Origin of the sequence: Pseudomonas sp. Q1, from assembly GCF_009935975.1 — a bacterium.
Lineage (GTDB): Bacteria > Pseudomonadota > Gammaproteobacteria > Pseudomonadales > Pseudomonadaceae > Aquipseudomonas > Aquipseudomonas palleroniana.
The window spans coordinates 94,137-120,228 of record NZ_QODI01000007.1 but is presented as its reverse complement, the minus strand read 5'-3'; the positions used below and the strand labels follow the sequence as shown (position 1 = coordinate 120,228).

The following is a 26,092-nucleotide window of genomic DNA, read 5'->3' as shown; positions in this document are numbered from 1 at the left end:
ATAACTCCTTGTTCATGAATGGCAGGAAAGGTTCAAGGGCTGTTCAAGCACGCAACTGTACCGATGCTCGTGCAGGAAATGGGTCGGCGGCAACACCACGGAACACTCCGTCCGGGCATGGCGGCAACGCGGGTGAAAGGCGCAACCGGCCGGTAAATTCAACGGGCTGGGCGGCTCACCCGGCAGAAGCTGCGCAGGCAATGGCCGATGCGGGTCGATCTCGGGAATCGCCTCGATCAATGCCGCGGTATACGGATGGCGCGGCGCGCTGAACACCGCTTCCACCGGCCCTTCTTCGACGATCTTTCCCAGGTACATCACCGCCACGCGGTCGCACAGGCGCCGCACGATGGCCAAGTCATGGGCGATAAACAGGATCGCCAGGTTCATGCGCTGCTGCAGTTCCAGCAACAGGTTGATGATCTGGCCCTGGATCGAGACATCCAAAGCCGCCACGCACTCATCGGCGATGATCAAGCGCGGCTCCACCGCCAGGGCGCGGGCGATACCGACGCGCTGGCACTGGCCGCCGCTGAGGGAGCCGGGCTTGCGGCTGGCCAGCTCGGGGCGCAGGCCGACCAGATCGAGCAGTTCATCAACGCGGCGTGGAATCCCCGCCGGTGCGACTTTGCGCTGTACCCGCAGCACTTCGGCAAGGGTTTCGCCCACCGTGTGGCGGGGGTTCAGCGCGGCGTACGGGTCCTGGAAGATCATCGCGGTTTCATGGCGCAGGCGCGCAATGTCAATGGCGCTGCCGTGGGCCATGTCGATGCCATCGAACAACACCTGGCCGGCACTGATCGGGTTGAGGTGCAGGATCGCGCGCCCCAGGGTGCTTTTTCCGCTGCCGGATTCGCCCACCAAACCGAGGGTCTCGCCGGCGGCCAGGTTCAGCGAAACCCCGTTGACCGCCCTCACCCACTGCCGGTTCAGGCCGAACAAACCCGTACCAGATGCGGCAAAGCGCACTTCAAGATCCTTGATCTGCAACAGGCTCACGGACGGCCTCCCAACGGATAGTGACACGCCACCTGCGCGCCTTCGGGCAGCCGCTCGAAGCACAACGCGCCCACCTGTGGGCAACGCGGGTTGAAGCGACAACCGTCCGGCAATGCATCCAGCAAAGGCGGCTGGCCGGGGATGGTGCGCAGCAAGGCGTGGCCGCTGCTGTGGGCCGGCTGGCAATCGATCAGGCCGGCGGTGTAAGGGTGCTGCGGATGGGCCAGCAAGTCGTACTTGCTGCCGTGCTCGCACAGGCGCCCGGCGTACATCACGGCGATGGAGTCGCAGGTCTGCGCCACCACGCCCAGGTCATGGGTGATCATGATGATCGACAGGCCACGCTGGTCGCGCAGGTCCAGCAACAAGCGCAGGATTTGCGCCTGCACCGTCACATCCAGAGCGGTGGTCGGCTCATCGGCAATCAATACTTTCGGGTTGCAGCCCAACGCCACGGCGATCATCGCGCGCTGGCGCATGCCGCCGGAAAACTCGTGAGGATAGTTGTCGACCCGCGCCTGCGGATCGGGAATGCCCACCTGACGCAGCACTTCGATCGCCTGCCGGCGGGCGTCTTTTTTCGATGCACCTTGATGCAAGCGGATGCCTTCGCCGATCTGCTCGCCGATACGCATCAAGGGGTCAAGGTGGCTGCTGGGGTTCTGGAAGATCATGCCCAACTGGCCACCCCGCACGGCACGCATCCCGGCGTCGTCCAATGACAACAAGTCCTGCCCGGCCAAGCGCACGCTCCCGCCCTGCACACGCAGGCCGGGCGACGGCAGCAACCGCATCAGCCCGCGACACGTCAGGGTCTTGCCGGAACCGCTCTCACCCACCAGGCCGAGGACTTCGCCTTCAGCTAGGCCGAAAGACACGCGATCAACCAGCGTGACATCCCGCCCGGCGTTATGCGCGATCACGCTGAGATCCTTGACCTGCAACAGGCTCATGAGCGATCCCCCAACACTTGCGCCACGCCGTCGGCCAACAGGCTGAAGCCCATGGCCAGCGTCACAATGGCCAACCCCGGAAAGGTGCAGATCCACCACGCGGTGGTGATAAACGCTTGCCCTTCGGCGACCATCGTCCCCCACTCAGCCGTCGGCGGCTGCACGCCCAGGCCCAGGTAACTCACTGCGGCACCGTTGAGCAGCACCAGCACTGCGTCAGACATGGAAAACACGATCGAACCGAACATTGCGTTGGGCAGCAGGTGCCTGAACAGGATGCGCCCATGGCCGAAGCCCAGGCTCTTGGCGGCCAAGGCAAAGTCGCTTTCCTTGAGCACCAGGATCTGCGAGCGGATCAGCCGCGCATACGACACCCAGCCCACCAGCGCCATGGCGATATAAAAACTCTTCAGGCCCGGGCCGAGGATGGCCATGATCGCCAGCATCAACACCAGGAACGGGAATGCCAGGATCACATCGATCACGCGCATGCAAAAGCTGTCGAAGCGCCCGCCGATATAGCCGGAAACCGCGCCGATGAATGTGCCGATCATGAATGGAAAAATCACCCCGACGACGGCCAGTTGCAGGTCGATGCGCGCGCCCCAGATCACCCGTGAAAGGATGTCTCGGCCATAGTTGTCCGTGCCGAACGGATGGGCCAGGCTCGGCGCCAGCAAACTGAGGTCAGTGTGCTGCGCAATCGGGTCATACGGCGCAATCCAGGGTGCGCACAGTGCCAGGGCAAACCAGCCGAACAGTATCAGCAGGCCCCACGCCGCGGTCAGCCGACCATTGCGAAAACCAAAACGCAGGCGCACGCGCCACGGAGCGATCAGTGGGCGACTGCTCATTGCATCTTCACTCGCGGGTCGAGGGCCACCGTCACCACATCGGCAAGGAAGTTGACCACCACCGTCGCACAGGCCAGCACCATAGCCACGCCCTGCACCACCATGTAGTCGCGGGTAAAGATCCCGCGCACCAACAATTGGCCAATGCCCGGAATCGCAAACAGGCTCTCGATCACCACCGTGCCGCTGATCAGCCAGCCGATGTTGACGGCCAGCAGGTTGACCGCCGGCACCAGCGAATTGGGCAGCACATGCCGGCGAAACACGGCCGCCTCCGACAGTCCACGCGCGCGTGCAGCGGTGACGTGATCGGCCTGCAGCTCCATCAACATGCTCGCCCGCAGGTTGCGTACCAGCACCGCCGACAGCGCCAGTGCGATGGTCAGACATGGCAGCAGCATATGGTGAGCCTTATCCAGCCAGGTCCGCCCATAGCCGGACACCGGGAACAAGCCCCACTGCACACTCAACAACAGGATCAACATCAAGCCCAGCCAGAATGCCGGCATGCCCAGGCCGACCGTCGTGAACACGCGGATCAGGTTGTCCACCCACCCGCCTTTATTGCGTGCCGCCAGCGTCGCCAGCGGCAGCGCAATCAGCAGCGCCAGCACCACGCTGCCCAGCACTAGTACTAAAGTCGGTTCGATGCGGGTGACGATCAGCTTCAGGGCATCGACCTTGTACAACAACGACTGGCCGAGATCGCCCTTGAGCAGGTTCTTGAGGAAGTAGAAATACTGCAGCCACAGAGGCTGATCAAGACCGTACTGGACGCGAATTTTCAGCAGCGCATCCGGCGTGCTGCGCGAGCCGAGCAAGGCCCGCGCCGGATCGCCGGGAATGGAACGCACCAGCACGAAGGTGATCAAGCTGATGCCGAACAACACCGGCAGCAATTGCAGCGGCCGGGAGAGCACAAAGCGATAGCGCGCCAGGTTCATCCGTTAGCCTCGGTGGCGAGCGAGGAAGTCCAGCAACACCGGGAAGTACGCTTGGGGCTCCTCATAAAACGGCATATGGCTGCTGTTGGGAAAAACGTGCAACTCGGCGTGCCTGGCGGCTTGCTTCATGCGCATCGCGCAGGCCGGGGTCAGCTCGTCATGCTGGCCGGTGGTGATCAATATCGGCATCTTGAACTCGGCCATCTCGGGGATGCGGTTCCAGTCCTTGAGATTGCCGATATACAGGAACTCGTTGGGGCCTTGCATGGTTTCGTACGGGCCCATGTTCCAGTCGCCAAGGGAGCGCTTGACCGGCTCGGGCCATTCGTCCAGGCGGCACACGTGGCGGTAGTTGAGCAAGGTGATTGCCGCCTGGTACTGCGGGTGCTCGAGGGTGCCCATGGCTTCGTGGCGCTGCATCATGGCCACGGTTTCGCTGCCCAGGGCACCGCGCAGGCGGTCAAGCTCTTGGGACAGGTGCGGGATGTCGCCGACGGTGTTTTCCAGGATCAGGCTTTTCAGCGCATCGGGGTAGTGAATGGCGTATTCGATGCCCAGCCAACCGCCCCAGGAATGCCCCAGCAAGTGCACACGGCCCAGGCCCAAGGTTTGGCGCACGGTTTCGACTTCTTCCACATAACGGCGGATTTCCCACAGGGAAACATCGGTCGGTCTGGCTGATGCGCCCGTGCCAAGCTGGTCGAATGCAACCACTCGCAGGTTATGGTCCTTGAGCCAGCCATGGGCGTCGCGCAAGTAATCACACGGCAAGCCGGGACCGCCGTTGAGACACAAGAGCACCTCATCGCCGTCCCCAAAGCTGTAGGCCACGAGGTTATGGCCATCGACTTGCACGTTGTACTGCTGGTCGGGGGCAATTTCACGCCACATGCATACATTCCTTGTGTTGTATCGGCCTGGCGGGTAGCGGCCGCTGATCAGGCCAACACTACCGAGGATGCCACGCGGCCATAACCTGGTATTTCTTATAGGTTTGGCCTGGCAGTCCTTCGCCGGGGCGTGGCATTCTACTTGCAGCAAGTCGAGATTCAAATGAATTCGGGAGCAGAACGGATGCTGGCCAAGCTGACCGCCTTCAATAATCGCCTCATGCCGGGCAGGAGCCTGGATGAACAGATGGACAACACTTTCATCCTCGCCCAACAATTGGGCTTCGATGCACTGGTGTATGACTACACCCCGGTGCCCATCGACCTCAATGGCACGCTCATCACCCCCTCGGTGCTGCAACTGCGCAACACGCCCAACGACTGGCAGGCCTTGTGGTGCAGCGAAGGGTTTTACCAGATTGACCCGGTGCAGCATCTGGCACTGAGCACGGTGTCGCCGTTTGTCTGGTCCTACGAGGCGAAAGCCGAGACGGCCTTGCAGAAAATCATCGACCCCTGCCACGCGCCGGTATCGTCCTACCTGCATGAACAGCAACTGACCTGCGGGGTAAGCGTGCCTATTCATTTGCCCCGTGGCGGTTTTGCCTCCCTGACCGGCCTGCGCACCGGAAAGGCGCACACGGTGCTGAAGGATGCCCAGCAGACCCTGACGGATTTCAGCCTGATTACCCATGCCCTGCAGGAAGCGGCCTACCCGCTGTTCAGCAAGGAGCTACGCACCTACCCGCACATCCATTTGACCAAGCGTGAACGCGAGTGCCTGAAATGGGCCGCCGACGGCTTGACCGCCGCCGAAATCGCCAAGCAACTGAGCCGTTCATTGGCGGTAGTCACCCTGCACCTGACTTCAGCCATGCACAAATTGGGGGCCAAGAACCGTGTGCAGGCGGTGGTACGCGCCACCCATTACCGCCTGCTCGAAGATTGAGCCGCCGGCAAAAACCTATCTGTTTTGCTAGTTACCTAAATTTTGCGTGCAGACTATCGTGTCCCTGATCCTTTTTTTCACAGCAGGGTACGAAATGGAATTCATCGACAAAGTCCGCGAAGGCTATGCAACCTTTGGCGCCTACCAGACCTGGTACCGCGTCACCGGCGACCTGAGCAGCGGCCGCACTCCCTTGGTGGTCATCCATGGCGGCCCTGGTTGCACCCATGACTATGTCGACGCCTTCAAGGACGTCGCCGCCAGCGGCCACGCGGTCATTCACTACGACCAACTGGGCAATGGCCGCTCCACCCACTTGCCCGACAAAGACCCGTCGTTCTGGACCATCAGCCTGTTCCTCGAAGAACTGAACAACCTGCTGGACCACCTGCAAATCAGCGATAACTACGCGATCCTCGGCCAATCCTGGGGCGGTATGCTCGGCAGCGAACACGCGATCTTGCAACCCGAGGGCCTGCGTGCCTTTATCCCGGCCAACTCGCCGACCTGCATGCGCACCTGGGTCAGTGAGGCCAACCGCCTGCGCAAATTGTTGCCGGAAGGCGTGCATGAAACCCTGCTCAAGCATGAACAGGCCGGCAGCTACCAGGACCCGGAATACGTAGCCGCTTCGCGGATTTTCTATGACCAGCACGTATGCAGGGTCAACCCATGGCCGGAAGAAGTGGCGCGTACCTTCGCCCAGGTCGATTCAGACCCGACGGTGTACCACGCCATGAGCGGCCCGACCGAGTTTCACGTCATCGGCAGCTTGAAAGACTGGAACGTGATCGGCCGCCTGTCGGCGATCAACGTACCGACGCTGGTGATCTCCGGCCGGCACGACGAGGCCACGCCGTTGGTGGTCAAGCCGTTCCTGGATGAGATCGCGGACGTGCGCTGGGCACTGTTCGAAGATTCCAGCCACATGCCCCACGTGGAAGAACGCCAGGCGTGCATGGGGACCGTGGTGAAGTTTCTGGATGAGGCGTGTTCGGTGCCGCACAACGTACTGAAAGCCAGTTGAGATCCAAAAGCGGGCTTGCTCGCGAATGCGGTGGGCCAGTTACACATGTGCTGACTGACACTGCGCATTCGCGAGCAAGCCCGCTCCCACATTTTAGACTTCGCTAGTCTCAGGTCTGGATGTTTTCCTGGGGGCATCGGCCACCAACGGAATCTCCTTCCCTTCAGCGTCAAACAACTTGCCGCCACTGAAGTAATCCCCATCGCGCAACGCCGCCACATCGTGGAAGCACAAACTGCGCTCCGTCCCCGCCACGAACACCGATTGCTGGTCCGAGTTACCGGCGGTGAAGTGGTTGAACGCCAGGTTCAACAAAATCGCCATGATCGCTGACGAACTGATCCCTGAATGGAAAATCGTCGCGAACCAGGCAGGAAAGTGATCGTAGAAACTCGGCGCGGCGATGGGGATCATGCCGAAGCCGATCGAAGTGGCGACGATGATCAGGTTCATGTTGTTGCGATAGTCGACCTTGGACAAGGTGCGAATACCACTGGCCGCTACGGTGCCGAACAGCACGATACCAGCGCCACCGAGTACCGAGGTCGGCACGGCTGCGATCACCCGCCCCATGAAGGGCAGCAAGCCGAGTACCACCAGGAATACCCCGCCCGTGGCCACCACAAAACGACTTTTCACACCGGTCACCGCCACCAGCCCGACATTCTGTGCGAACGCGCTCTGCGTGAAAGACCCGAAAATCGGCGCGAACATGCTCGACAGCATGTCAGCCCGCAGGCCATTACCGAGACGCTTGGAATCGACTTTGGTATCGATGATCTCGCCCACGGCGAGGATATCCGCCGAGGTCTCCACCAACGTCACCATGACCACAATGCACATGGAGATGATCGCGGCCACATGGAAAGTCGGTACACCGAAATGGAAAGGTGCCGGGAAACCGAACATCGGCCCCTGGGTCACCCCGGAAAAATCCGCCATGCCAAGCAATACCGCGATGACGGTGCCGATGACCATCGCCAGCAGGATCGACAGGCGCGAAATGGTCGCACTGCCGATCTTGCTCAGCAGCAGCACCAGAACCAGGGTCAGCGCGGCCAGGCCGATGTTCGCCATGCTGCCGAAATCGGCTGCACGGCTATTGCCGCCCATGGCCCACCGCGCCGCAACGGGCATCAGGGTCAGACCGATGGTGGTGATGACAATGCCCGTCACCAGCGGCGGGAAGAACTTGGTGATCCTTGAGAACACCGGGGTGATCAACAACCCGATAAACGATGCGGCCATCACCGCCCCGAGAATCGCCGGCACGCCACCGGCGCCATCACTGCCAACAATCGCCACCATCGTCGCCACACCGGCGAACGACACACCCTGCACCAGCGGCAGCTGACAACCGAAAAACGGCAGGCCAAGGGTTTGCAACAAGGTCGCCAGACCACCGGCAAACAAGGATGCCGCGATCAGCAGACCGATATCTGCCGGGGATAACCCGGCTGCCTGACCGACGATCAACGGTACCGCGACAATGCCGCCGTACATGGTGAGCACGTGCTGCAGGCCGTAAGCCATGTTGGCGGCGACGCCGAGATTTTCATCTTCCGGCCGCTGCGATGACGCCTTCGGGATAGTCATGGTGAGGGGTTCTCTGTTTTTGTTGTGCGAGCACTGTATGCAATGTTAGGACTGGATGTCCATAGAGTTGTATACAATCAATCGAACAAGATACCCTCCAACGGCGTTACAAAAATAATCCGGCCGTCACGAGCCTGAACGCCACAGGACCTATAACAATGAAAAAAACACTGCAAGGCGCCACCGTTGCCCTCACCCTCCTCGGCGGCGGGGAGGCCGTGGCGTTGGAATGGATGAACAACAGCGTGGGATTTCGCTACGGTGAACACTTCACCAACCCGAACAACCCCGATGATTTCAGCAAGCGCATCTACAGCTTCACCCACGCCAGCGGCTACCAGTACGGCAGCAACTACCTGAATCTCGATGTGTTCCTTTCCGACAGCCGCGATCCACGCAAGGGCACCGACCAGGGTGGCAGTGAGGTGTATGCCGTCTACCGCCACCAGTTGTACGCTTCACGGGTATTCGACGTGCCGCTCGGCACCGGGTTGGTCAAGGACTACGCATTGACCCTGGGCTTCGATGCCAACCGCAACAACAACTTCGCCTCGGCCAGGAAGCGCGCGCTGGTGATCGGCCCGACCTTGAAATTCAACACCGTCGGCGTGCTGGACCTGAGCCTGATGTACTACAAGGAAAGGAACCACACCGGCATCCCCGGCGCGAAAGAATCCAATCACACCTTCGACGATACCTACATGCTCAACCTTGCGTGGATGCGCCCGTTTGAAGTCGCCAGCCACGCGGCCAAATTCCAGGGTTTCATCAATTACGTCGGGGAAAAAGGCGAGGACTACCACGGCCGCGACACCGCCCCGGAAGCCTTGATGCGCACGGCGCTGATGGTGGCGGTGCGGCCGGGCAAAAGCGTCAAGCCAAACCTGTATCTCGGGGTGGGCTACGAGTACTGGTACAACAAATTCGGCGTAGACGGCGGCAGGGGTAGCCGCACATCCACGCCGACGCTGAATATGGAAGTGACGTTCTAACGGAAGGAACCCAGCTCAAGCACTGGCCAATTCCGAATCATCCGTCTTGCGCCGCGCCAGCCAGTAACCCAACACCGCCAGCGGTGCGGTCGCCAGCATCACGATCACGGTAATCAGCAGCGGCTGTTCAAGCATCGACGAGACCAGCAGGCTGCTGAGAAAGCACAGCCCCAATTGCAGGGTGTTTTGCAGGGCTGCCGCCTTGCCGGAATTTTCCGCAAACGGCATCAGCGCATTCGCCACCACGATGGGGTAACTGGCACCGTTGACCAGCGCCATCAGGCAGAACGGAATCAACAGCGTGGTGAGGGTCGGCCCCGTCAACGTAGCGACCAGGTACAACGCCGCCATGCTGATGCAATAGGCCAGCAGCAACCAGGGCAGCAGGGTTTTACCCTGGTAACGCTGCAGTGCACTGCGGCAGCTGTAGCCACCGATCAGAAACGCCAAGGTCGGCAGCACATAGCTCAGGCCAATGTCATTCGGGCTATAGCCCATGCCGCCAAGGATGAAGGGGGAAGCGGTCAGCCAGGCGAAGAAACTGGCGGAACACGCGGCGAAGATCATCACGTTGCCGGTGAACACACGGGAGGTCAGCAGTTGGCCGTAGCCAAGGCGTGAAGGCTCACCCTGCCCTGTCTGATGTGTCGGCATCTTGCGCAGGAACAGCGTCGGCAGCAGCAACAACAGCGACACCCCCAGCAAGACCCCGAAGATCGCCTGCCAGCCAAAGTGATTCAGCACCACGGCCCCCAACAAGGGCGCCAGGGCCGGCGACAGCGACATCAGCGGCATGATGCTGGCGAACACACGGTGAGCCTGGTCAGCCGGATAGCGGTCGATCACCAGGGCCTGCCAACTCACGGCGGCGGAACACACGCCAATCGCCTGGATAAAGCGTAATGCCAGCAACTGCGGCGCGGTCTCGACCCAGAACATGCCCAGGCAGCCCAACACAAACAGGCCAAGGCCCGTGAGCAGGATGGGCTTGCGCCCCAGGCGGTCAGACAACGGCCCCCACAGCAATTGCCCCACGGCAAAACCGGCGAGGAAAATACTCAAGCTGGCGCCCACGGCCCCCACACCAAACTGCAACTGCTCGCCCATGGCGCCGAACGCCGGCAAATACATATCCATGGCGAGATAACCGAGCATGCTCAGCCCCGCCAGATACCCAGTAAAACCCAACGAATTTTTCATCGAAACCTTTAAGAACTTGCCATCAAACTATTTGTTGACCGGCGTCCATTATGAAGCTGACAGTTTTGCTGTGAAGCGATAATAATTGGACACTCATATCAATATTTTTGAAGGCAATTCCCATGTGGTCCGAATACTCCCTGGATGTCGTCGATGCTGTGGCACGCCATGGCAGCTTCAGCGCCGCCGCCCAGGAATTGCACCGCGTACCGTCGGCCATCAGCTACACGGTGCGTCAGATTGAAGAGTGGCTGGCGGTGCCGCTGTTTGTGCGACGCCATCGCGATGTCGAACTGACCCCGGCTGGTCGGCTGTTCATCGACGAAGCTCGTGGTGTGATGAAAAAAATGCTCGGCACCCGGCGTCTGTGCCAGCAAGTGGCGAATGGCTGGAGCGGCCAGTTGAAAGTCGCCGTGGACTCCATCGTCAAACCCCAGCGCTGCCGTCAATTGGTGCTGGACTTTTACCGGCAGTTTCCCGAGGTGGAATTGCTGTTGGAGTACGAAGTGTATAACGGCGTGTGGGACGCCCTGGCCGATGAACGCACCGACATTGTGATCGGCGCCACTAGTGCGGTGCCGGTGGCCAGCCACTTCACCTTTCGCGACATGGGCTTGTTGAACTGGTTGTGCGTGGCCAGCGCCAGGCACCCGTTGGCGGCGATTGAGGGCTTGCTCAGTGACGATCAATTGCGCCCGTTCGCCTCACTGTGCATGACCGACACTTCGCGCAACCTGCCCAAGCGCGACACCTGGACCCTGGATAACCAACGGCGCCTGGTGGTCCCCAACTGGGCCTCGGCGCTCGATTGCCTGCGTGACGGCCTGTGCGTGGGCATGGCGCCGGCGCATCAGGTATTGCCGTGGATCGAACGCGGCGAACTGGTCGCGCTGCAACTGCACCGACCGTTCCCGGCCAGCCCATCGTGCGTGGCCTGGGCCCAGAACAAACTGTCGCCGGCCATGGCGTGGCTGCTGGAGTACCTGGGCGATACCGAGACCCTGAACCAGGAGTGGCTCAACGGGCACGACCTTTAGAAGACGATGATGGTCCCCTGTGGGAGGGGGCTTGCTCCCGATAGCGGTGCTTGAGTCGACACACAAGCTGAATGATCCACTGCTATCGGGAGCAAGCCCCCTCCCACAGGATGATGGCATTTCAGCCCAATAGGCGACTGATTGCCCGCACGATCATATCGACCTCCTTGCCCTCCAGGGTCAATGGCGGCAACAGACGGATAATCTTGCCCCGCGTCACGTTGATCAACAGCCCATGTTCCTGGGCAGCGCGCTGGGCCAGGTCGCGATAAGGGCGGGCCAGCTCGATGCCGATCATCAAGCCCTGCCCGCGAATGGCCAGCACCTGCGGGTGTTCGCTCAACTCCACCCGCAGCCGCGCCAACAAGCGTTCGCCCTGTTGCGCGGCGTTCTGCAGCAAGCCTTGCTCTTCAATAATATCCAGCACGGTGCAGCCCACACGGCAGGCCAACGGGTTCCCCCCAAAGGTACTGCCATGGCTGCCCGGGGTGAACAACTGAGCCACGGCGGCACGCGCCAGGCAAGCACCGATGGGCACGCCGTTGCCCAGGCCTTTGGCCAGGGTCATCACGTCCGGGGTAATGCCTTCATGCTGGAAGGCAAACCAGGTGCCGGTACGGCCGATGCCAGTCTGGATTTCATCGAGCATCATCAGCCAACCCTGGCGCGTGCAGTGCTCACGCAGGGCTTTCAGGTAGCCGCGCGGGGCAGGCATTACGCCGCTTTCGCCCTGGATCGGCTCCAGCAAGACGGCCGAGATACGCGGGCCGAACTGTTGAGTAAGCGCTTCCAGGGCCGCCATGTCGCCAAAGCCCACTTTGAGAAAATCCCCCGGCAAGCGCTGGAAACCCAAGCGCACCGATGGCCCATCGCTGGCCGCCATGGTGCCGAGGGTACGCCCATGAAAGGCGTTTTCCATCACCACCACCAACGGCTGCTCTATGCCCTTTTTCCAGCCATGCAGCCGCGCCAGCTTCAGCGCCGTCTCGTTGGCTTCGGCGCCGGAGTTGTTGAAGAATGCACGGTCCAGGCCGGACAACTGGGCCAGGCGCCGCGCCAGCTGTTGTTGCCAGTCGATGCTGTAGAGGTTGGAGGTGTGCAGCAACAAACCGGCTTGTTCACGGATGGCCGTCACCAGTTTCGGGTGGGAGTGCCCGACATTGGTCACCGCCACACCGGCCACCGCATCCAGGTATTCACGGCCCTGCTGGTCCCACAGGCGCGTGCCCAGGCCACGGGTGAAACTCAGGGCCAAGGGTTGGTAAGTGTCCATCAGGCAGGCGGCGGTCATGGTGGCAGGCTCCAGTGCATCATTGTGATGGATGCAGTATCGTTAGCCACTCATGCTGGATAAACTGTGCAATCGTGCAAGGACTTTAAATCAGGGCTTGATAATGGATCTGTTCCAGGCAATGACGGTGTACGTGAAGGTGGTGGAGGCCGGCAGCATGACCGCCGCCGCCCACGCCTGCGGCATGTCGACCACCATGGTCGGCAACCACTTGCGCGCCCTGGAACAAAGGCTGGGGGTTAGCCTGCTCAAACGCACCACGCGCAAACAGAGCCTCACGGAATTCGGCGGGCAGTATTACCAGCGTTGCCTGGAAGTGCTCGGGCTGGTGGCTGACTCGGAGCAGTGGGCGGAACAAGCCCATAGCGACGTCCCCAAAGGCACCTTGCGCATCACCGCCCCCCCGGTGTTCGGCACCGAACGACTGTCGCCGGCCTTGAGCGAGTTTTCCCAACGCTACCCGCTGATCAACCTGTACGTGGTCCTGAACAATCAACGGATGGACCTGGTCGACAGCGGTTTCGACGTGGCGATTCGCCTGGGCGAGCTGGAACCCTCAAGCCTGATCGCCAGGCCCATGCGCGACTACACCCTGACCCTCTGTGCCTCACCCATTTACCTGGCGCGACGCGGTACGCCGCGGGTGCCCGAGGACCTGCGACAGCACGATTGCCTGGCGTTCGCCTACCCCTCGACCGACGACTGGCGCAATGCCGACAAGCTATGGCGAATGACCGGCCAGGAAGGCGAAGTGGAAGTTGCCGTGTCCGGCTCGCTGACGATCAACAGCTCCCAAGGCCTGCACCAGGCGGCGGTCCAGGGCATGGGCATCGTGATGCTGCCTGATGCCCTCGTACAACCCGACCTGCAGGCCGGAAAACTGGTGGCGCTGTTGACCGACTATCAACTGCCCTGCCGCCCCATGCACCTGCTTTACCGCCAGGATCGCTATCGCCTGCCCAAACTGCGCGCGTTCGTCGACTTCGTCATGGAAAAGTGGGCGCGCTAGAACGCCACACCCAACTCACGCAGACGCGCAGCCGTGCGCTCGGCCGACACGTGGTGAATGCCCTGCCAGCCGAGTGCAACAGCCGCCTCGGCATTGCCGGCGACATCATCGATAAACACCACTTCGCCTGGCTGGATATCCGGCAGATGCGCACGCACCTGGTCCAGGCTGGCGTGATAGATCGCCGCATCCGGCTTGATCTGCTTCAACTCGCCTGACACCACGATGTCGCGAAAACGTTGCAGGAACGGGTAGTTGGCGCGCGCATACGGGAAGGTTTCAGCGGACCAGTTGGTAAGCCCGAACAACGGCATGCCGGCTGCATGCAGCGCTTCGAGAATCGCCACGCCTTCCGGCAGCGGGCCGCGCAACATCTCGTGCCAGCGATCGTAGTAGGCCTGGATCAGGGGTTCATGTTGAGGGTATTGGCTGATCAGGCTGCGGGTGCCCTCCGCCAGGGTACGACCGGCGTCTTGCTCGGTGTTCCAGGCTTGGGTGCAGATGTTGTCGAGAAACCATTGCCGTTCTTGATCGTCGGCAATCAGCTTGCGGTACAGATGCAGCGGGCTCCAGTCGAACAGGACACCGCCAAAATCAAAAACGACTGCACGAATCGTCATCAGATCCTCCGTTAGCGTGGCTTGATAGCCGTAGGAGTCTGGCAGATTGTGAGCAAGGGTGGGAGCGCGAGGGAAGGTAGGAAACTTCCAATTTCAGACAAGGAAAAGCGGGAGGGGTACGCCCCCTCCCACTTTCAGGCTGCGTCTCAGGCTTGAATCAGGCCATTGATCTTCACAGTCGGGTTCACGTCGGCTTCGTAATCCACGCCGTCGATTTCAAAGCCGAACAAGCGCAGGAATTCCGCCTTGTAGCCGGCAAAATCGCTGATCTCGTTGACGTTTTCATCAGTGACCTGGTTCCACAGGGCCGCCACGGCGTCCTGGACTTTCGGTTCCAGCTCGGCCAGGTCGGCGCGCAGGCGGCCGTCGGCGTCCAGCTTAGGCTCTTTGCCGTACAGGCTGTCCTTGAACAGGCCATAGACCTGCTCGATGCACCCTTCGTGAGTGCCCTGCTCTTTCATCACTTTGAACAGCAGCGACAGGTACAGCGGCATGATCGGGATGGCCGAGCTGGCCTGGGTGACCACTGCCTTGAGTACCGACACACGGGCGTCGCCCTTCAGCGCAGCGAGGTTGTCACGCAGGGTCAGGACTTTCTTGTCCAGGTCTTTCTTGGCTTCGCCAATAGAGCCGTTCCAGTAGATGTCCTGGGTCAGCTTCTCACCGAGGTAAGTGAAGGCCGTGGTCTTGGCGCCTTCAGCCAGCACATCGGCGTCACGCAGGGCGTCGATCCACAGCTGCCAGTCTTCGCCGCCCATGACTTTCACGGTGCCGTCGATTTCTTCCTGGGTGGCAGGCTCAAGGGTGGTGTCGACGACAACGCCTTTGTCGGTGTTGATCCCGCGCAGGGTCACTGCCTTGCCGATTGGCTTGAGGGTGGAGTTGTGCACCACGCCTTGCGGGTCGGTACGGCGTGGCGCGGCCAGGCTGTAGACCACCAGGTCGATCTTGCCCAGGTCTTTCTTGATGGTTTCGATGGTCAGGCGCTTGATCTCGTCGGAGAACGCGTCGCCGTTGATGCTTTTGGCGTACAGGCCTTTTTCGACGGCAAACTTCTCGAACGCGGCGCTGTTGTACCAGCCGGCGGAGCTCAGCTTGCCTTCTTCGCCTTCTTTCTCAAAAAACACGCCCAGGGTGTCGGCGCCGCAACCAAACGCAGCACTGATACGCGCGGCCAGGCCGTAACCGGTGGAGGAGCCGAGGACCAGCACCTTTTTTGGGCCGCCTTCAATGGCGCCGTGCTGGGTTACGTAGTCGATCTGCTGTTTGACGTTCGCTTCACAGCCAACAGGATGAGCGGTCACACAGATAAAGCCACGAACCCGCGGTTTGATGATCATAAAAATTCTGCCTCTTCCAAGGTGCCGAAGGCCAATAGTGGCCATTCAACTTCAATCGTACCGGTCTATGACGTCCGAAAAACCGAAGCGTCACGATAGACGCAAATCTTCTGTTCTCAAAATTCAATGCATAAAGGCCAGCGCACTTGTAAAAAAATGTACCGGGGCTTCACAAATTCGCAATATTTAAACCGCCAGGCGCCGCTATAAAGTCCTATCATGACGGATTGTTTCGTTTTGTTTCGGGTCCGGAGCCATGTTTCATGAGTAAAAGTGCTGTTCGCAAAAAGCTGGTATCAGTTGCCTGGGTGCTTGGCGTTCTGCTGTTTATCTACTGTTTCCCGCGCACCAGCCTGGTGTTTCTGCTGCTGGTGGTGTTCTGCGGCCTGTACGATTTCCTGCGCAACGGCCTGTATGACCGCGACACCATCAAAAAGTATTTCATCGGCAACGGCCGCAATACATGGATATTGGCTCCGTTCAACACCTTGTTCGACCTGTTGAGCAGCCGCAACCGCCACGTCTACACCATGCGCGACCTGCCGCCGGCCTGGCGTGAGGACCTGCAACAGGTGATCGATGACGCCATGGCCAACAAGGATGAAATCATCAGCTATCTGGATGAGCGCATGGCCGAGAAGAAACGCGGCATGTTGTTCTTCCAATGGTACGGCCGACCGATCGAAACCACCCTGGATATCCCGCAGTTGCGCAAGAAACTGCCATTTGTGAAGACCATCGGCGTCTCGGTATTCAACGAGAACCGCTCGACCTCCTTCCACTTCGGCCCCCTGCGCATGATGTTCCGCGTGCTCTACAACATGGCACCGGCACCGCACCATGAAGGCGTCTACATCCAGGTGGGCAAGCACAAGCACTACTGGCACGACGACCCGCTGTTTATTTTCGATGACACGCTGATGCATGCGTCCTTCAACAAAAACGATGCAAAACGCTACTGCCTGTTCATCGACATCGTGCGGCCGACCCCGCTGCCGGGCGTGCTCAACGCCGTGATCTCGGGCTTTGCCGGCCTGGTCTTCACCCTGCGTCGGGTTTTCTACAAAAACTGGAAGCTGATTCAGTAAGTTCTGCGGCATGATGGTGCCGGACGGTGTTTGCGCCCAGCCTGTGAGGCGGCCAGAATAACCGTCCAGTGCGACCGAATTCGGGCGCCCACCATTCTCAGGCCATCGCCGCTCCCGTGGCAGGCGATGGCTGTGCTTTCAAGGAATCAGAATGCCCCAACGTCAAGTCATCAATGCCTCCGTCAGCCCCAAGGGCAGCCTCGAAACCCTGTCCCAACGTGAAGTGCAACAACTGAGTGAAGCCGGCACCGGCAGCATCTACACCCTGTTCCGCCAATGCGCCCTGGCCATCCTCAACACCGGCGCGCATATCGACAACGCCAAGACCATCCTCGACGCCTACAAAGACTTTGAAGTGCGCATCCACCAGCAGGATCGCGGCGTGCGCCTGGAGCTGCTGAATGCCCCGGCCGACGCGTTCGTTGATGGCGAAATGATCGCGAGCACCCGTGAGATGCTGTTCAGCGCCCTGCGTGACATCATCTACACCGAGAACGAGCTGGACAGCCAGCGCATCGACCTGAGCAACTCCCAAGGCATCACCGACTACGTGTTCCACCTGCTACGCAACGCCCGTACGCTGCGCGCCGGGGTCGAACCGAAGATCGTGGTGTGCTGGGGCGGCCACTCCATCAACACCGAAGAATACAAATACACCAAGAAAGTCGGACACGAACTGGGCCTGCGCAGCCTTGACGTGTGCACCGGCTGCGGCCCGGGCGTAATGAAAGGCCCGATGAAAGGCGCGACCATTTCCCACGCCAAGCAACGCATCATCAACGGCCGTTACCTGGGCTTGACCGAGCCCGGCATCATCGCCGCCGAAGCGCCGAACCCGATCGTCAACGAGCTGGTGATCCTGCCGGACATCGAAAAACGCCTGGAAGCCTTCGTGCGCGTCGGCCACGGCATCATCATCTTCCCGGGCGGCGCCGGTACGGCCGAAGAGTTCCTGTACCTGCTGGGCATCCTGATGCACCCGGACAACCAGGACCTGCCGTTCCCGGTGATCCTCACCGGGCCGAAACACGCCGCGCCCTACCTGGAACAATTGCACGCGTTCGTCGGTGCCACCCTCGGCGAGGCGGCGCAGAAGCACTACCAGATCATCATCGACAACCCAGCCGAAGTGGCACGGCAGATGACCGCCGGCCTCAAGGCCGTGAAGCAGTTCCGCCGCGAACGCAACGACGCGTTCCACTTCAACTGGCTGCTGAAGATCGACGAAGGCTTCCAGCGCCCGTTCGACCCGACCCACGCCAACATGGCCAGCCTGCAACTGAGCCACGCGCTGCCGCCGCATGAACTGGCCGCCAACCTGCGCCGCGCGTTTTCCGGGATCGTGGCCGGCAACGTCAAGGACAAAGGCATCCGCCTGATCGAACAGAACGGTCCTTACGAGATCCATGGTGACCCGGCCATCATGAAACCGCTGGATGAGCTGTTGAAGGCATTCGTAGCCCAACACCGCATGAAACTACCGGGTGGCGCGGCGTATGTGCCGTGTTATCGCGTGGTTCAATAAAAAGCTGGCTGAGTAATCCGCGCAGCATCGCCACACCCTTGATTTCCACCCGCGGGCCGGGGTGCGCCAGTTCGGCCACTCCGGCCATGGTCCAGGGCGCAATGCCCGCGTGGGAAAAGGGGTCGGTCATATGCTGTATCTCTTTGCAGGCGTTTTCGGGCGTGTCGACCGAATAAATCGGGCTATTTTTTTAACTGTCCCGATCAACTCACACCAGCAGAGCACCTATGGACCAACGGATCTTGTCCTCCATAATTCCTTACCCTAAGGTAAGGAGCATAACGATGGAGATATTCAATATGGCAACCGCCACACTGACCTCAAAAGGGCAAATCACCATTCCGGTCCAGGTCAGAACAGCCCTGGGCCTGGAAACCGGAGACCGCGTAGAGTTCGTCGAAATGGAAGACGGCCGGTTTTCCATTATTGCCGCCAGCAAAACCGTACACGACCTCAAGGGCCTGGTCCGCAAACCTGCCAAGGCGGTCTCGATCGAAGAAATGAACCGCGCCATCGCCACGCAAGGAGCAAAAGCCGGATGATCGGCCTGGATACCAATGTGCTGGTGCGCTACGTCACCCAGGATGACCCCGCGCAATCCCCCAAGGCGTGCGAGTTGATCGAATCGCTCACCACGCTTTCGCCAGGCTTTGTCAGCCTGGTGTCAGTGGTGGAATTGGTGTGGGTTTTACAAAGCTGCTACCAATGCACCAAAAGTGAATTGGTGACGGTTCTGGAGACGCTGTTGCGCACCCGCGAATTGATCATCGAACAGGCGGAAATCGTTTGGCAGGCACTGCGGCGATTCACCGCGAGCAAGGCCGATTTTGCCGACTGCCTGATCGAGCGCTGCGCCCATTCGGCAGGGTGTGAATACACCGCTACATTTGATCTGGATGCAGCCAAGGCCACCGGGATGAAACGCCTGAACTGAGCCATCGCGTTGCGGTAGCGCCCAGGCTTTGGTAAAACCGCATTCAGACCTGATCAAGAGAAAGATTCACGTGCGCAAGCTGATTTTCGCAATCTTGAGCATCGCCCCAGCACTGGCCATTGCCGACAGCATCACCTGGCCCGATCTGCCGCAAAGCTGTTTCGTCAGCGGCCGTTCTGCCACCAGCGTAGATGTCGATACGGGTTGTGCGGCCTTCCTGATCAACGTGAAAGGCAAGGCGGCAGGTACGCCGATCAAGCTGGATATTCCGCAGTACGCCTTGCACGTCGACGAGGCCACCGGCAAGGAAACGCCGGTGATCATCATCCAGGCCGAAGAAAACGGCGACATCAAGGCCGTGGGCTATCGGGAACTGGGCACCGACCAGCTCGGCGCCGCATTGCTGCGTGAGGTTCGGCTTCTAGGCACCCAGAAGCCGAGCTAGCCCAGACTTAGCGGACCCAGCCACCACCCTGCCAGTGGTAGCCGTCACTACGTTGCACCCAGTGCGGATGCACATAGCGGTAGCCTTCGCGTACCGGCTCCCAGTGGCCATGCACCGCCACGTAACGCCCGCCCTGCCAACGCCAGTAACCGCGCGACCAGACATAGCCGTAACGTACCGGCGGCTCGACCTCGATCACTTGAACCGGCGGCGGTTGCGGCGCAACGACCTCGACATACTCACGTTGTACCGGCCCGCGCTCATGCACCACACGCTCTTGCACACACCCGGATGCCGCGACGACGACTGCCGCCAATGCCGCATAACGTAGCAACATAAAAAATCCTCGGGCGTTATCGCCCCACAAACACGCTGAAAATTCCCCCTTCCTGCAGCCTCGCTCCTGCTTGGCTCTGAGTTCTTTTTAACAGGTAGTGTCTGTCGGCGGGCTGAACGGCGGGCGCCTTAAGGCGCGCCAAAACGTTGCACCACGGCTTCGACAAAACGCCGAAGCTTGGCCGTGCGCTGCCGGTTTGCGGTGTAGACCAGGTGCATCGGGCGACTCGGTGCGTCGAAGGCCGGCAATACACGTACCAGCTCGCCGCTGGCCAGCGCCGTACGCAAGAAATCCTCGGGGCCCAGGACAATACCAAAACCATCCAGCGCAGCCGACATCAAGGCCCGGCTTTCATTGATCCGCAGACGGCTGGAAACCGCCACCTCGTGAGTGGCCGCACCTTGGTAAAACAGCCATTTGCGATCTGCCGGGCGGGACCAGTAGGCGTAGCCCAGGCATTCATGCTGCTCAAGGTCTGCCGGTATCAGCGGTGTACCGCGTGCCGCGAGGTAAGCCGGTGCCGCGCAGACCACCAGGCGATAAGGTGCCAGAGGCCTCGCCGTAAGGCTGGTGGTGGCCAGCGGACCGATGCGAAAGGCCACCTCATAACCTTCCTCCACCAGGTCGACGAAACGGTCTGTCAGGTGCAGGTCGATTTCCACCTCCGGGTGGTCACGCAGGAACGCCGTGATCAGTGGCATCAGGCTATAGGAGCCAAACGTTACCGGGGCGGTGATCCTCAGCTTGCCACGCGGCGTGTCGTTCATGATCTGCGCGAGCGAGTCGGCTGCGTCGGCTTCGGTGAGGATGTGCTTGCAACGCTCGTAGTACGCACTCCCCAGTTCCGTCAGGCTTTGCCGGCGTGTGGTGCGGTTAAGCAGGCGCGCACCCAGGCGCTGTTCCAGCGCGGTGACATGCTTGGCGACCATTTGCGGCGACATATTCAAACGTACGGCGGCACGCGCGTAGGAGCCCGACTCGGCGGCCATGACAAAGGCGTGCATGCTTGAAAGACGGTCCATCATTGCCTACTCCCAGTAACAACATCGACACCAAAACCCTCGTTTATCGACAGTTGGTTGCCAATCATCATAACCGCTCCCCCGTTCACAGGAGCAAGGACATGAAGATTGGCGTAATAGGCGCAGGCTTTATCGGACGGGCCGTGGCCGAATTGGCCCTGGCCGCCGGGCATGAGGTGATGTTGAGCAACTCTCGTGGCCCGCAGACCATGAGCAGCGTGCCCAGCGGTATTCCGGGCGTGCAGGTGGGCAGCGCGGAGGATGCCGCCCGATTTGGCGATGTGGTGCTGGTGGCCATCCCCCTGGAGCACTACCGCAGCGTCCCGGCGAAATGGCTGGATGGCAAGGTGGTGATGGACGCCAATAACTACTACCCGAACCGTGACGGGCATATCCCGGCGCTAGACCGCTTTGAAACCACCACCAGCCGGCTGCTCGCCGAGCACCTGCCGCACGCGCAGGTGGTGAAGGTGTTCAACGCGATATTTGCCCCCGACCTGACCCAGGACGCTCGCCCCCACGGTGCGTCGGACCGGCGTGCCCTGCCGGTGGCTGCGGACGACACGGCCGCCAAGGCGCAGGTGATTAGGTTGCTCGACGAACTCGGCTTCGATGCTGTGGATGCCGGCGGGCTGGATGACAGTTGGCGCTTTGAACGGGGTAAACCCGCGTACTGCATCCCGCTTGATAAGGCGGGCCTGGAAGCCGCGCTGGCCAAGGCCGAACGTACCGTTGAACTGCCTGCCGTCGAACGCACCCGCCGGTAAACGCCCGTGCACAAAAAAGCCCGCTGACCGTCACCGGTTCAGCGGGCTGTTTACATCAGGCTTGGCTTACAGCGCCAGGTCGGATGCAGGCTTGCTCGGCTCAGCCGCAGGCTTGGCAGCCTCGGTGGCCTTTGGTGCGGCCAGTTGCGGGATGGCTGGCGGAGGGGTCAGTTGCAGGACGCCGGCCGTGTAGGCCCATTCCTTGGCAACCGCCTCAGGGCTGTCATTCAGCTTGGTACCGTAGCTCGGTACGATCTGATGCAGCTTGGCCTGCCACTCAGGGGTCGCCACCTTGTCCTTGAACACTTTCTGCAGCACGGTCAGCATGATCGGAGCCGCGGTGGACGCGCCTGGCGATGCACCCAACAGGCCGGCGATGGTGTTGTCTTCGGAACTGACCACTTCGGTACCGAGTTTCAGGACGCCGCCCTGCTCTTCGTCACGCTTGATGATCTGCACGCGCTGACCGGCTTGCCACAGGCGCCAGTCTTCTTTCTTGGCGTTCGGGAAGTACTCTTGCAGTGCCTTGAAGCGGTCGTCGTCCGACAGCATCAGCTGGCCGGCAAGGTACTCGACCAGTGGGTATTCACGAATACCGACTTTGGTCATTGGCCAGATGTTGTGGGTGGTGGTGCTGGTCAGCAGGTCCAGGTACGAGCCTTCCTTGAGGAACTTGGTCGAGAAGGTTGCAAATGGGCCAAACAGGATCACGCGCTTGCCATCCAGCACGCGGGTGTCCAGGTGCGGAACCGACATCGGCGGCGAACCTACCGAGGCTTTACCGTAAGCCTTGGCCAGGTGCTGCTCGGCTACGGCTGGGTTATCGGTCACCAGGAACGAGCCACCCACTGGGAAGCCTGCGTATTCCTTGGCTTCAGGAATGCCCGACTTCTGCAGCAGGTGCAGTGCACCGCCACCAGCGCCGATGAACACGAACTTGGCGTCGGTTTCAGTCTTGGTGCCGTCTTTCAGGTTTTTGTAGCTCACACGCCACGAACCGTCGGCGTTCTTGGTGATGTCCTGCACTTCGCTCGACAGTTTCAGGTCGAACTTCGGCGTGGTTTGCAGGTGGGCAACGAACTGGCGGGTGATCTCGCCGAAGTTCATGTCGGTACCGATCGGAGACCAGGTGGCCGCGATTTTCTGGTTCGGGTCACGCCCTTCCATCATCAGCGGAACCCATTTGGCGATCTGCGCCGGGTCTTCGGAGTACTGCATGCCGGCGAACAACGGGCTCGCCTTCAGGGCTTCGTAGCGCTTCTTGAGGAACTTGATGTTGTCATCGCCCCACACAAAGCTCATGTGTGGTGTGGAGTTGATGAACGAACGTGGGTTCTTCAGCACGCCCTGCTGGACCTGCCAGGACCAGAACTGACGGGAAATCTGGAACGCTTCGTTGATCTCGATCGCTTTCGGGATCTCAACAACGCCGTCCTTGTTTTCCGGGGTGTAGTTCAGCTCAGCCAGGGCCGAGTGACCGGTACCGGCGTTGTTCCAGCCGTTGGAGCTTTCTTCGGCCACGCCATCAAGACGCTCGACCATCTCCATCGACCAGCCCGGCTCCAGCTCGTTGAGCCAGACACCCAGGGTCGCACTCATGATGCCGCCGCCGATCAGCAGCACATCGACTTTCTTTGCCTCTTCCGCTTGAACGGACGTGATCCCCATCGACAAAGCCAGCCCCAGCAGGGCAGTGTTTACTTTCTTAAACATCTGTAGCACCTATGATAAAACGCCATCCGCCCCGCCGCCCCTGATCCTGGGCAACCCTCGATCACGCTACGTCAGGCAACGTAGCGCGGGGTTCGCACAATCACATGAGGACCGCAGGGTGGGCACACAAGGCCGATTGGATCGGCCTCACTGTTATGTCCCTTCTGCGCTGACTTCTTATCATTATTGGCTTCAGCTACCTGGGCGACAGCCAACCGCCGGGACGTATACGGGTGTACGCACCAGGGCAAGACTAGACCAAGACGGCGCGCAGAATATCACGCTGAACAGTGTTTATGCGTCGTTTGGCCAATTGACAGCTCTAAATCGCCGGTTTTGGCGCGCGCGTGTCAAGCCTGGCAGGCGCGACGTGGAGTCACAGGGTTGGAACGTTTACGCAAAAGGCTGTTCTAGACAGTTTCGCCGCCGCTTGCGTAGCATCGACGGCTCTCCTTCGTGCGTTCCATCCAAACTAGAGTTACCCATGACTATCCAGCAAACACCCGGGCATGTGCTGCCCGCGCGTAGCGCCGCCAAAATGGAAGCGGCCATGGCCGTGGGCGCTTTCGCGATCGGCACCGGCGAATTCGCCATCATGGGCTTGATGCCCGATATCGCCCACAATCTGAATTTGAGTGAACCGCAAGTCGGCCACGCCATCAGCGCCTACGCCCTGGGCGTCATGGTCGGCGCCCCATTGCTGGCGATTCTCGGCGCCAAGTTGCTGCGCAAACACATGTTGCTGTTACTGATGGGCCTGTATGCCCTGGGCAACCTCGCCACCGCCTTCACCCCGACCTTCGGCTCGCTGGTGGCCTTCCGCTTTATCAGCGGCCTGCCCCACGGTGCCTACTTCGGGATTGCCGCCGTGGTCGCCTCCAGCATGGTGCCCAACGATAAACGCGCCGGCGCGGTCGCCCGCGTGATGATGGGCCTGACCCTGGCCATGCTGCTGGGCAACCCCATCGCCACCTTCCTCGGCCAGCACCTGGGTTGGCGCTCGGCGTTCGGGCTGGTCAGCGTGATTGCCTTGTGCACCATCGCGCTGGTCTGGCAATTCGTGCCGCACCGCCACGATGAACAACGCAGCGACCCGCGCAAGGAGATGCGCGCGTTCACCAAACCGCAGGTGTGGATGGCGCTGTCGATTGGCGCCATCGGGTTTGCCGGGATGTTCTGCGTATTCAGCTACCTCGCCCCGACCATGCTCGAAGTGACCCGAGTGTCGCCACAGTGGATTCCGTTCGGGCTGGCAGCGTTTGGCGTGGGCGGGATCATCGGCAACATTGCCGGCGGCAAGCTGTTTGACCGCCTGCAGTTTCGTGCGGTGGGCTTGATATTGGTGTGGTCGATGGCCGTGTTGCTGTTCTTCCCCTTCGCGGCGGCGTCACTGTGGAGCGTGCTGCTGAGCATGGGATTGGTCGGCACCATGGTGGCCCTGGCGGCACCGCTGCAGATCCGCCTGATGGACATCGCCCACGAAGCCCCGAGCCTGGCGGCGGCGTCGAATCATGCCGCGTTCAACCTGGCGAACGCACTGGGGCCGTGGTTCGGCGGCATGGCAATCACGGCGGGTTATGGCTGGACAAGCACCGGCTACATCGGCGCGGCGACCGCGCTGGTCGGCCTGGGCCTCTACCTCATCGCCCGCCGCATGAAAGGCGGCCACTGAAACGCCAACGGTGGGAGGGGGCTTGCTCCCGAGAGCAGTGGGTCAGTCAACACACTAACGGCTGACCCCGCCTTCCTCAATCATCATGCAACAACCCCGACCCATACTCCCCATAACTGCTCCCCAGCCCACTGCCGCCAAAATTCATCTTGGCGGCTTTGCTCGGGCTGTGGTCGCCAAACGCCTGGCATCCGCCCGAGAAACACGGGTCGCTACTCACGCCGGACGACCCGGACGAACACGCGCTCAACAGCAACGTGCCTGCAACCATCACGATTTTGACGAGGTTCGAGATCATGTTTTCAGTTCCCTGTGGGCTGGAGGCGCGTGGGTCCTCTCTTGAAGAGGATCGTAGACTTCAAAGGCACGGGGAATGATGAAATTTCACTGCGCGACAGCAGGGGTTCAGGTTGCCGCCTTCGCTATCTAGTAGACGCCAACCGTTGCAGGGGAAGTGTTGCTCAGTCGCTGAAGTTCAAGCTGCCTGGCCGCACTGGCCTCGAGGTTCGCGCGTTCTTGATCCAGATACTGATAAATGCTTTGGAGGTTGGCGATTTTCTGCTGGATCTGCGCCATCTTCTTTTCAATCAACTTGGCGCCGTCAGCGCAATCGATCAGTTGGTTGCGCTGCGCATCGAGAATCTCGCCAATTTCCCCGAGGGAAAACCCCATGCTTTGCGCACGCTGGATAAAGTCCAGGTCCTGCAGGGTTTGCTCGGTATAAATACGATAATTGTTGGTTCGCCGCTGCGCTGAGATCAAGCCGATCTGTTCGTAGTAACGCAGCGTATGGCGGCTGGCGCCGCTGCGCGCCTCAAGTTCGCCTATTTTCATGAAAACAACACTTGACTGTAGAGTTGGGTCGACAGTTTACGCTTGATTTCTCAC

27 protein-coding genes are annotated in these 26,092 nt (G+C 60.6%); 12 read left to right on the top strand and 15 right to left on the bottom strand.

Annotation, left to right across the window (positions count from 1 at the left end; all coding sequences use genetic code 11):
• Positions 1-12 precede the first annotated feature (12 nt).
• The 5 genes from DK870_RS12900 to DK870_RS12880 are packed head-to-tail and all read right to left on the bottom strand — an operon-like array spanning position 13 to position 4,641.
• The gene (locus DK870_RS12900; RefSeq protein ID WP_060753200.1) at positions 13-999 is read right to left on the bottom strand and encodes an ABC transporter ATP-binding protein; all 987 of its coding nucleotides are present in this window, start codon (positions 997-999) and stop codon (positions 13-15) included.
• Positions 996-1,952: an ABC transporter ATP-binding protein gene (locus DK870_RS12895; RefSeq protein WP_161548805.1), complete on the bottom strand. Its 957-nt coding sequence runs from the start codon at positions 1,950-1,952 to the stop codon at positions 996-998. Before DK870_RS12895 ends, DK870_RS12900 begins: the two co-directional genes overlap by 4 nt.
• On the bottom strand, positions 1,949-2,806 hold the full coding sequence (locus DK870_RS12890; RefSeq protein ID WP_161548804.1) for an ABC transporter permease: 858 nt from the start codon (positions 2,804-2,806) through the stop codon (positions 1,949-1,951). The genes DK870_RS12895 and DK870_RS12890 overlap by 4 nt, the downstream gene beginning before the upstream one ends.
• Entirely contained in the window at positions 2,803-3,750 is a 948-nt protein-coding gene (locus DK870_RS12885) for an ABC transporter permease (RefSeq protein ID WP_161548803.1), read from the bottom strand. Before DK870_RS12885 ends, DK870_RS12890 begins: the two co-directional genes overlap by 4 nt.
• Before the next feature lie 3 nt (positions 3,751-3,753).
• Entirely contained in the window at positions 3,754-4,641 is an 888-nt protein-coding gene (locus DK870_RS12880) for a proline iminopeptidase-family hydrolase (RefSeq protein ID WP_161548802.1), read from the bottom strand.
• A gap of 183 nt (positions 4,642-4,824) precedes the next feature.
• Between DK870_RS12880 and DK870_RS12875 the strand changes: the two genes are divergently transcribed.
• Positions 4,825-5,589 carry a LuxR family transcriptional regulator gene (locus DK870_RS12875; RefSeq protein WP_104995858.1) on the top strand — a complete coding sequence of 255 codons (765 nt, stop codon included), beginning with the start codon at positions 4,825-4,827 and terminating at the stop codon, positions 5,587-5,589.
• A 94-nt stretch (positions 5,590-5,683) separates the two neighbouring features.
• The gene (locus tag DK870_RS12870; RefSeq protein WP_161548801.1) at positions 5,684-6,616 is read left to right on the top strand and encodes a proline iminopeptidase-family hydrolase; all 933 of its coding nucleotides are present in this window, start codon (positions 5,684-5,686) and stop codon (positions 6,614-6,616) included.
• Between the two features lie 93 nt (positions 6,617-6,709).
• Here the strand turns inward: DK870_RS12870 and DK870_RS12865 are convergent, their stop codons facing one another.
• Entirely contained in the window at positions 6,710-8,212 is a 1,503-nt protein-coding gene (locus tag DK870_RS12865; RefSeq protein WP_060753193.1) for a nucleobase:cation symporter-2 family protein, read from the bottom strand.
• A gap of 158 nt (positions 8,213-8,370) precedes the next feature.
• Between DK870_RS12865 and DK870_RS12860 the strand changes: the two genes are divergently transcribed.
• Complete coding sequence (locus tag DK870_RS12860) at positions 8,371-9,204, top strand: nucleoside-binding protein (protein ID WP_161548800.1); 834 nt, start codon at positions 8,371-8,373, stop codon at positions 9,202-9,204.
• A gap of 15 nt (positions 9,205-9,219) precedes the next feature.
• On the opposite strand, the gene punC is transcribed toward DK870_RS12860, so the two are convergent.
• Entirely contained in the window at positions 9,220-10,404 is a 1,185-nt protein-coding gene (gene punC / locus DK870_RS12855) for a purine nucleoside transporter PunC (RefSeq protein ID WP_161548799.1), read from the bottom strand.
• A 122-nt stretch (positions 10,405-10,526) separates the two neighbouring features.
• Between punC and punR the strand changes: the two genes are divergently transcribed.
• Positions 10,527-11,441 (top strand): DNA-binding transcriptional activator PunR, encoded by a 915-nt coding sequence (gene punR / locus DK870_RS12850; protein ID WP_161548798.1) that lies wholly within the window; start codon positions 10,527-10,529, stop codon positions 11,439-11,441.
• A gap of 121 nt (positions 11,442-11,562) precedes the next feature.
• Here the strand turns inward: punR and DK870_RS12845 are convergent, their stop codons facing one another.
• Complete coding sequence (locus tag DK870_RS12845; protein ID WP_161548797.1) at positions 11,563-12,732, bottom strand: aspartate aminotransferase family protein; 1,170 nt, start codon at positions 12,730-12,732, stop codon at positions 11,563-11,565.
• Between the two features lie 103 nt (positions 12,733-12,835).
• Here DK870_RS12845 and DK870_RS12840 point away from each other — a divergent pair, with 103 nt between their 5' ends.
• Positions 12,836-13,741, top strand: coding sequence for a LysR family transcriptional regulator (locus DK870_RS12840; protein ID WP_161548796.1), 906 nt, complete (start codon positions 12,836-12,838; stop codon positions 13,739-13,741).
• On the opposite strand, the gene DK870_RS12835 is transcribed toward DK870_RS12840, so the two are convergent.
• Both DK870_RS12835 and fabV read right to left on the bottom strand, forming a co-directional pair.
• The gene (locus DK870_RS12835; protein WP_161548795.1) at positions 13,738-14,361 is read right to left on the bottom strand and encodes an HAD family phosphatase; all 624 of its coding nucleotides are present in this window, start codon (positions 14,359-14,361) and stop codon (positions 13,738-13,740) included. The two genes, DK870_RS12840 and DK870_RS12835, sit on opposite strands and share 4 nt — an antisense overlap.
• 146 nt (positions 14,362-14,507) lie before the next feature.
• Entirely contained in the window at positions 14,508-15,701 is a 1,194-nt protein-coding gene (fabV, locus tag DK870_RS12830) for an enoyl-ACP reductase FabV (RefSeq protein ID WP_161548794.1), read from the bottom strand.
• Positions 15,702-15,964: 263 nt separating this feature from the next.
• Between fabV and DK870_RS12825 the strand changes: the two genes are divergently transcribed.
• From DK870_RS12825 to DK870_RS12805, 5 genes are all read left to right on the top strand, one after another.
• Complete coding sequence (locus DK870_RS12825; RefSeq protein WP_060753185.1) at positions 15,965-16,789, top strand: aspartyl/asparaginyl beta-hydroxylase domain-containing protein; 825 nt, start codon at positions 15,965-15,967, stop codon at positions 16,787-16,789.
• A 151-nt stretch (positions 16,790-16,940) separates the two neighbouring features.
• Complete coding sequence (gene ppnN / locus DK870_RS12820) at positions 16,941-18,314, top strand: nucleotide 5'-monophosphate nucleosidase PpnN (RefSeq protein WP_060753184.1); 1,374 nt, start codon at positions 16,941-16,943, stop codon at positions 18,312-18,314.
• A gap of 284 nt (positions 18,315-18,598) precedes the next feature.
• Entirely contained in the window at positions 18,599-18,856 is a 258-nt protein-coding gene (locus tag DK870_RS12815; RefSeq protein ID WP_060753183.1) for an AbrB/MazE/SpoVT family DNA-binding domain-containing protein, read from the top strand.
• Positions 18,853-19,248 (top strand): PIN domain-containing protein, encoded by a 396-nt coding sequence (locus DK870_RS12810; protein ID WP_161548793.1) that lies wholly within the window; start codon positions 18,853-18,855, stop codon positions 19,246-19,248. The genes DK870_RS12815 and DK870_RS12810 overlap by 4 nt, the downstream gene beginning before the upstream one ends.
• A gap of 70 nt (positions 19,249-19,318) precedes the next feature.
• Positions 19,319-19,693: a hypothetical protein gene (locus DK870_RS12805; protein WP_178126867.1), complete on the top strand. Its 375-nt coding sequence runs from the start codon at positions 19,319-19,321 to the stop codon at positions 19,691-19,693.
• A 7-nt stretch (positions 19,694-19,700) separates the two neighbouring features.
• Here DK870_RS12805 and DK870_RS12800 read toward each other — a convergent pair whose 3' ends face one another.
• Positions 19,701-20,030, bottom strand: coding sequence for a YXWGXW repeat-containing protein (locus tag DK870_RS12800; RefSeq protein ID WP_060753181.1), 330 nt, complete (start codon positions 20,028-20,030; stop codon positions 19,701-19,703).
• A gap of 128 nt (positions 20,031-20,158) precedes the next feature.
• Positions 20,159-21,055, bottom strand: coding sequence for a LysR family transcriptional regulator (locus DK870_RS12795; RefSeq protein ID WP_161548792.1), 897 nt, complete (start codon positions 21,053-21,055; stop codon positions 20,159-20,161).
• Positions 21,056-21,105: 50 nt separating this feature from the next.
• Here DK870_RS12795 and DK870_RS12790 point away from each other — a divergent pair, with 50 nt between their 5' ends.
• Entirely contained in the window at positions 21,106-21,819 is a 714-nt protein-coding gene (locus tag DK870_RS12790; protein ID WP_256679850.1) for an NADPH-dependent F420 reductase, read from the top strand.
• 66 nt (positions 21,820-21,885) lie between these two features.
• Here DK870_RS12790 and mqo read toward each other — a convergent pair whose 3' ends face one another.
• Positions 21,886-23,532: a malate dehydrogenase (quinone) gene (mqo, locus tag DK870_RS12785; protein ID WP_090366123.1), complete on the bottom strand. Its 1,647-nt coding sequence runs from the start codon at positions 23,530-23,532 to the stop codon at positions 21,886-21,888.
• A 484-nt stretch (positions 23,533-24,016) separates the two neighbouring features.
• Between mqo and DK870_RS12780 the strand changes: the two genes are divergently transcribed.
• Positions 24,017-25,204, top strand: a complete 1,188-nt coding sequence (locus DK870_RS12780) for an MFS transporter (RefSeq protein ID WP_090366124.1) — start codon at positions 24,017-24,019, stop codon at positions 25,202-25,204.
• Positions 25,205-25,280: 76 nt separating this feature from the next.
• Here the strand turns inward: DK870_RS12780 and DK870_RS12775 are convergent, their stop codons facing one another.
• Together DK870_RS12775 and DK870_RS12770 are read right to left on the bottom strand one after the other, a co-directional pair.
• Positions 25,281-25,502 carry a hypothetical protein gene (locus DK870_RS12775; protein WP_060753176.1) on the bottom strand — a complete coding sequence of 74 codons (222 nt, stop codon included), beginning with the start codon at positions 25,500-25,502 and terminating at the stop codon, positions 25,281-25,283.
• A gap of 128 nt (positions 25,503-25,630) precedes the next feature.
• The gene (locus DK870_RS12770; protein ID WP_161548791.1) at positions 25,631-26,038 is read right to left on the bottom strand and encodes a MerR family transcriptional regulator; all 408 of its coding nucleotides are present in this window, start codon (positions 26,036-26,038) and stop codon (positions 25,631-25,633) included.
• Positions 26,039-26,092: the final 54 nt, after the last annotated feature.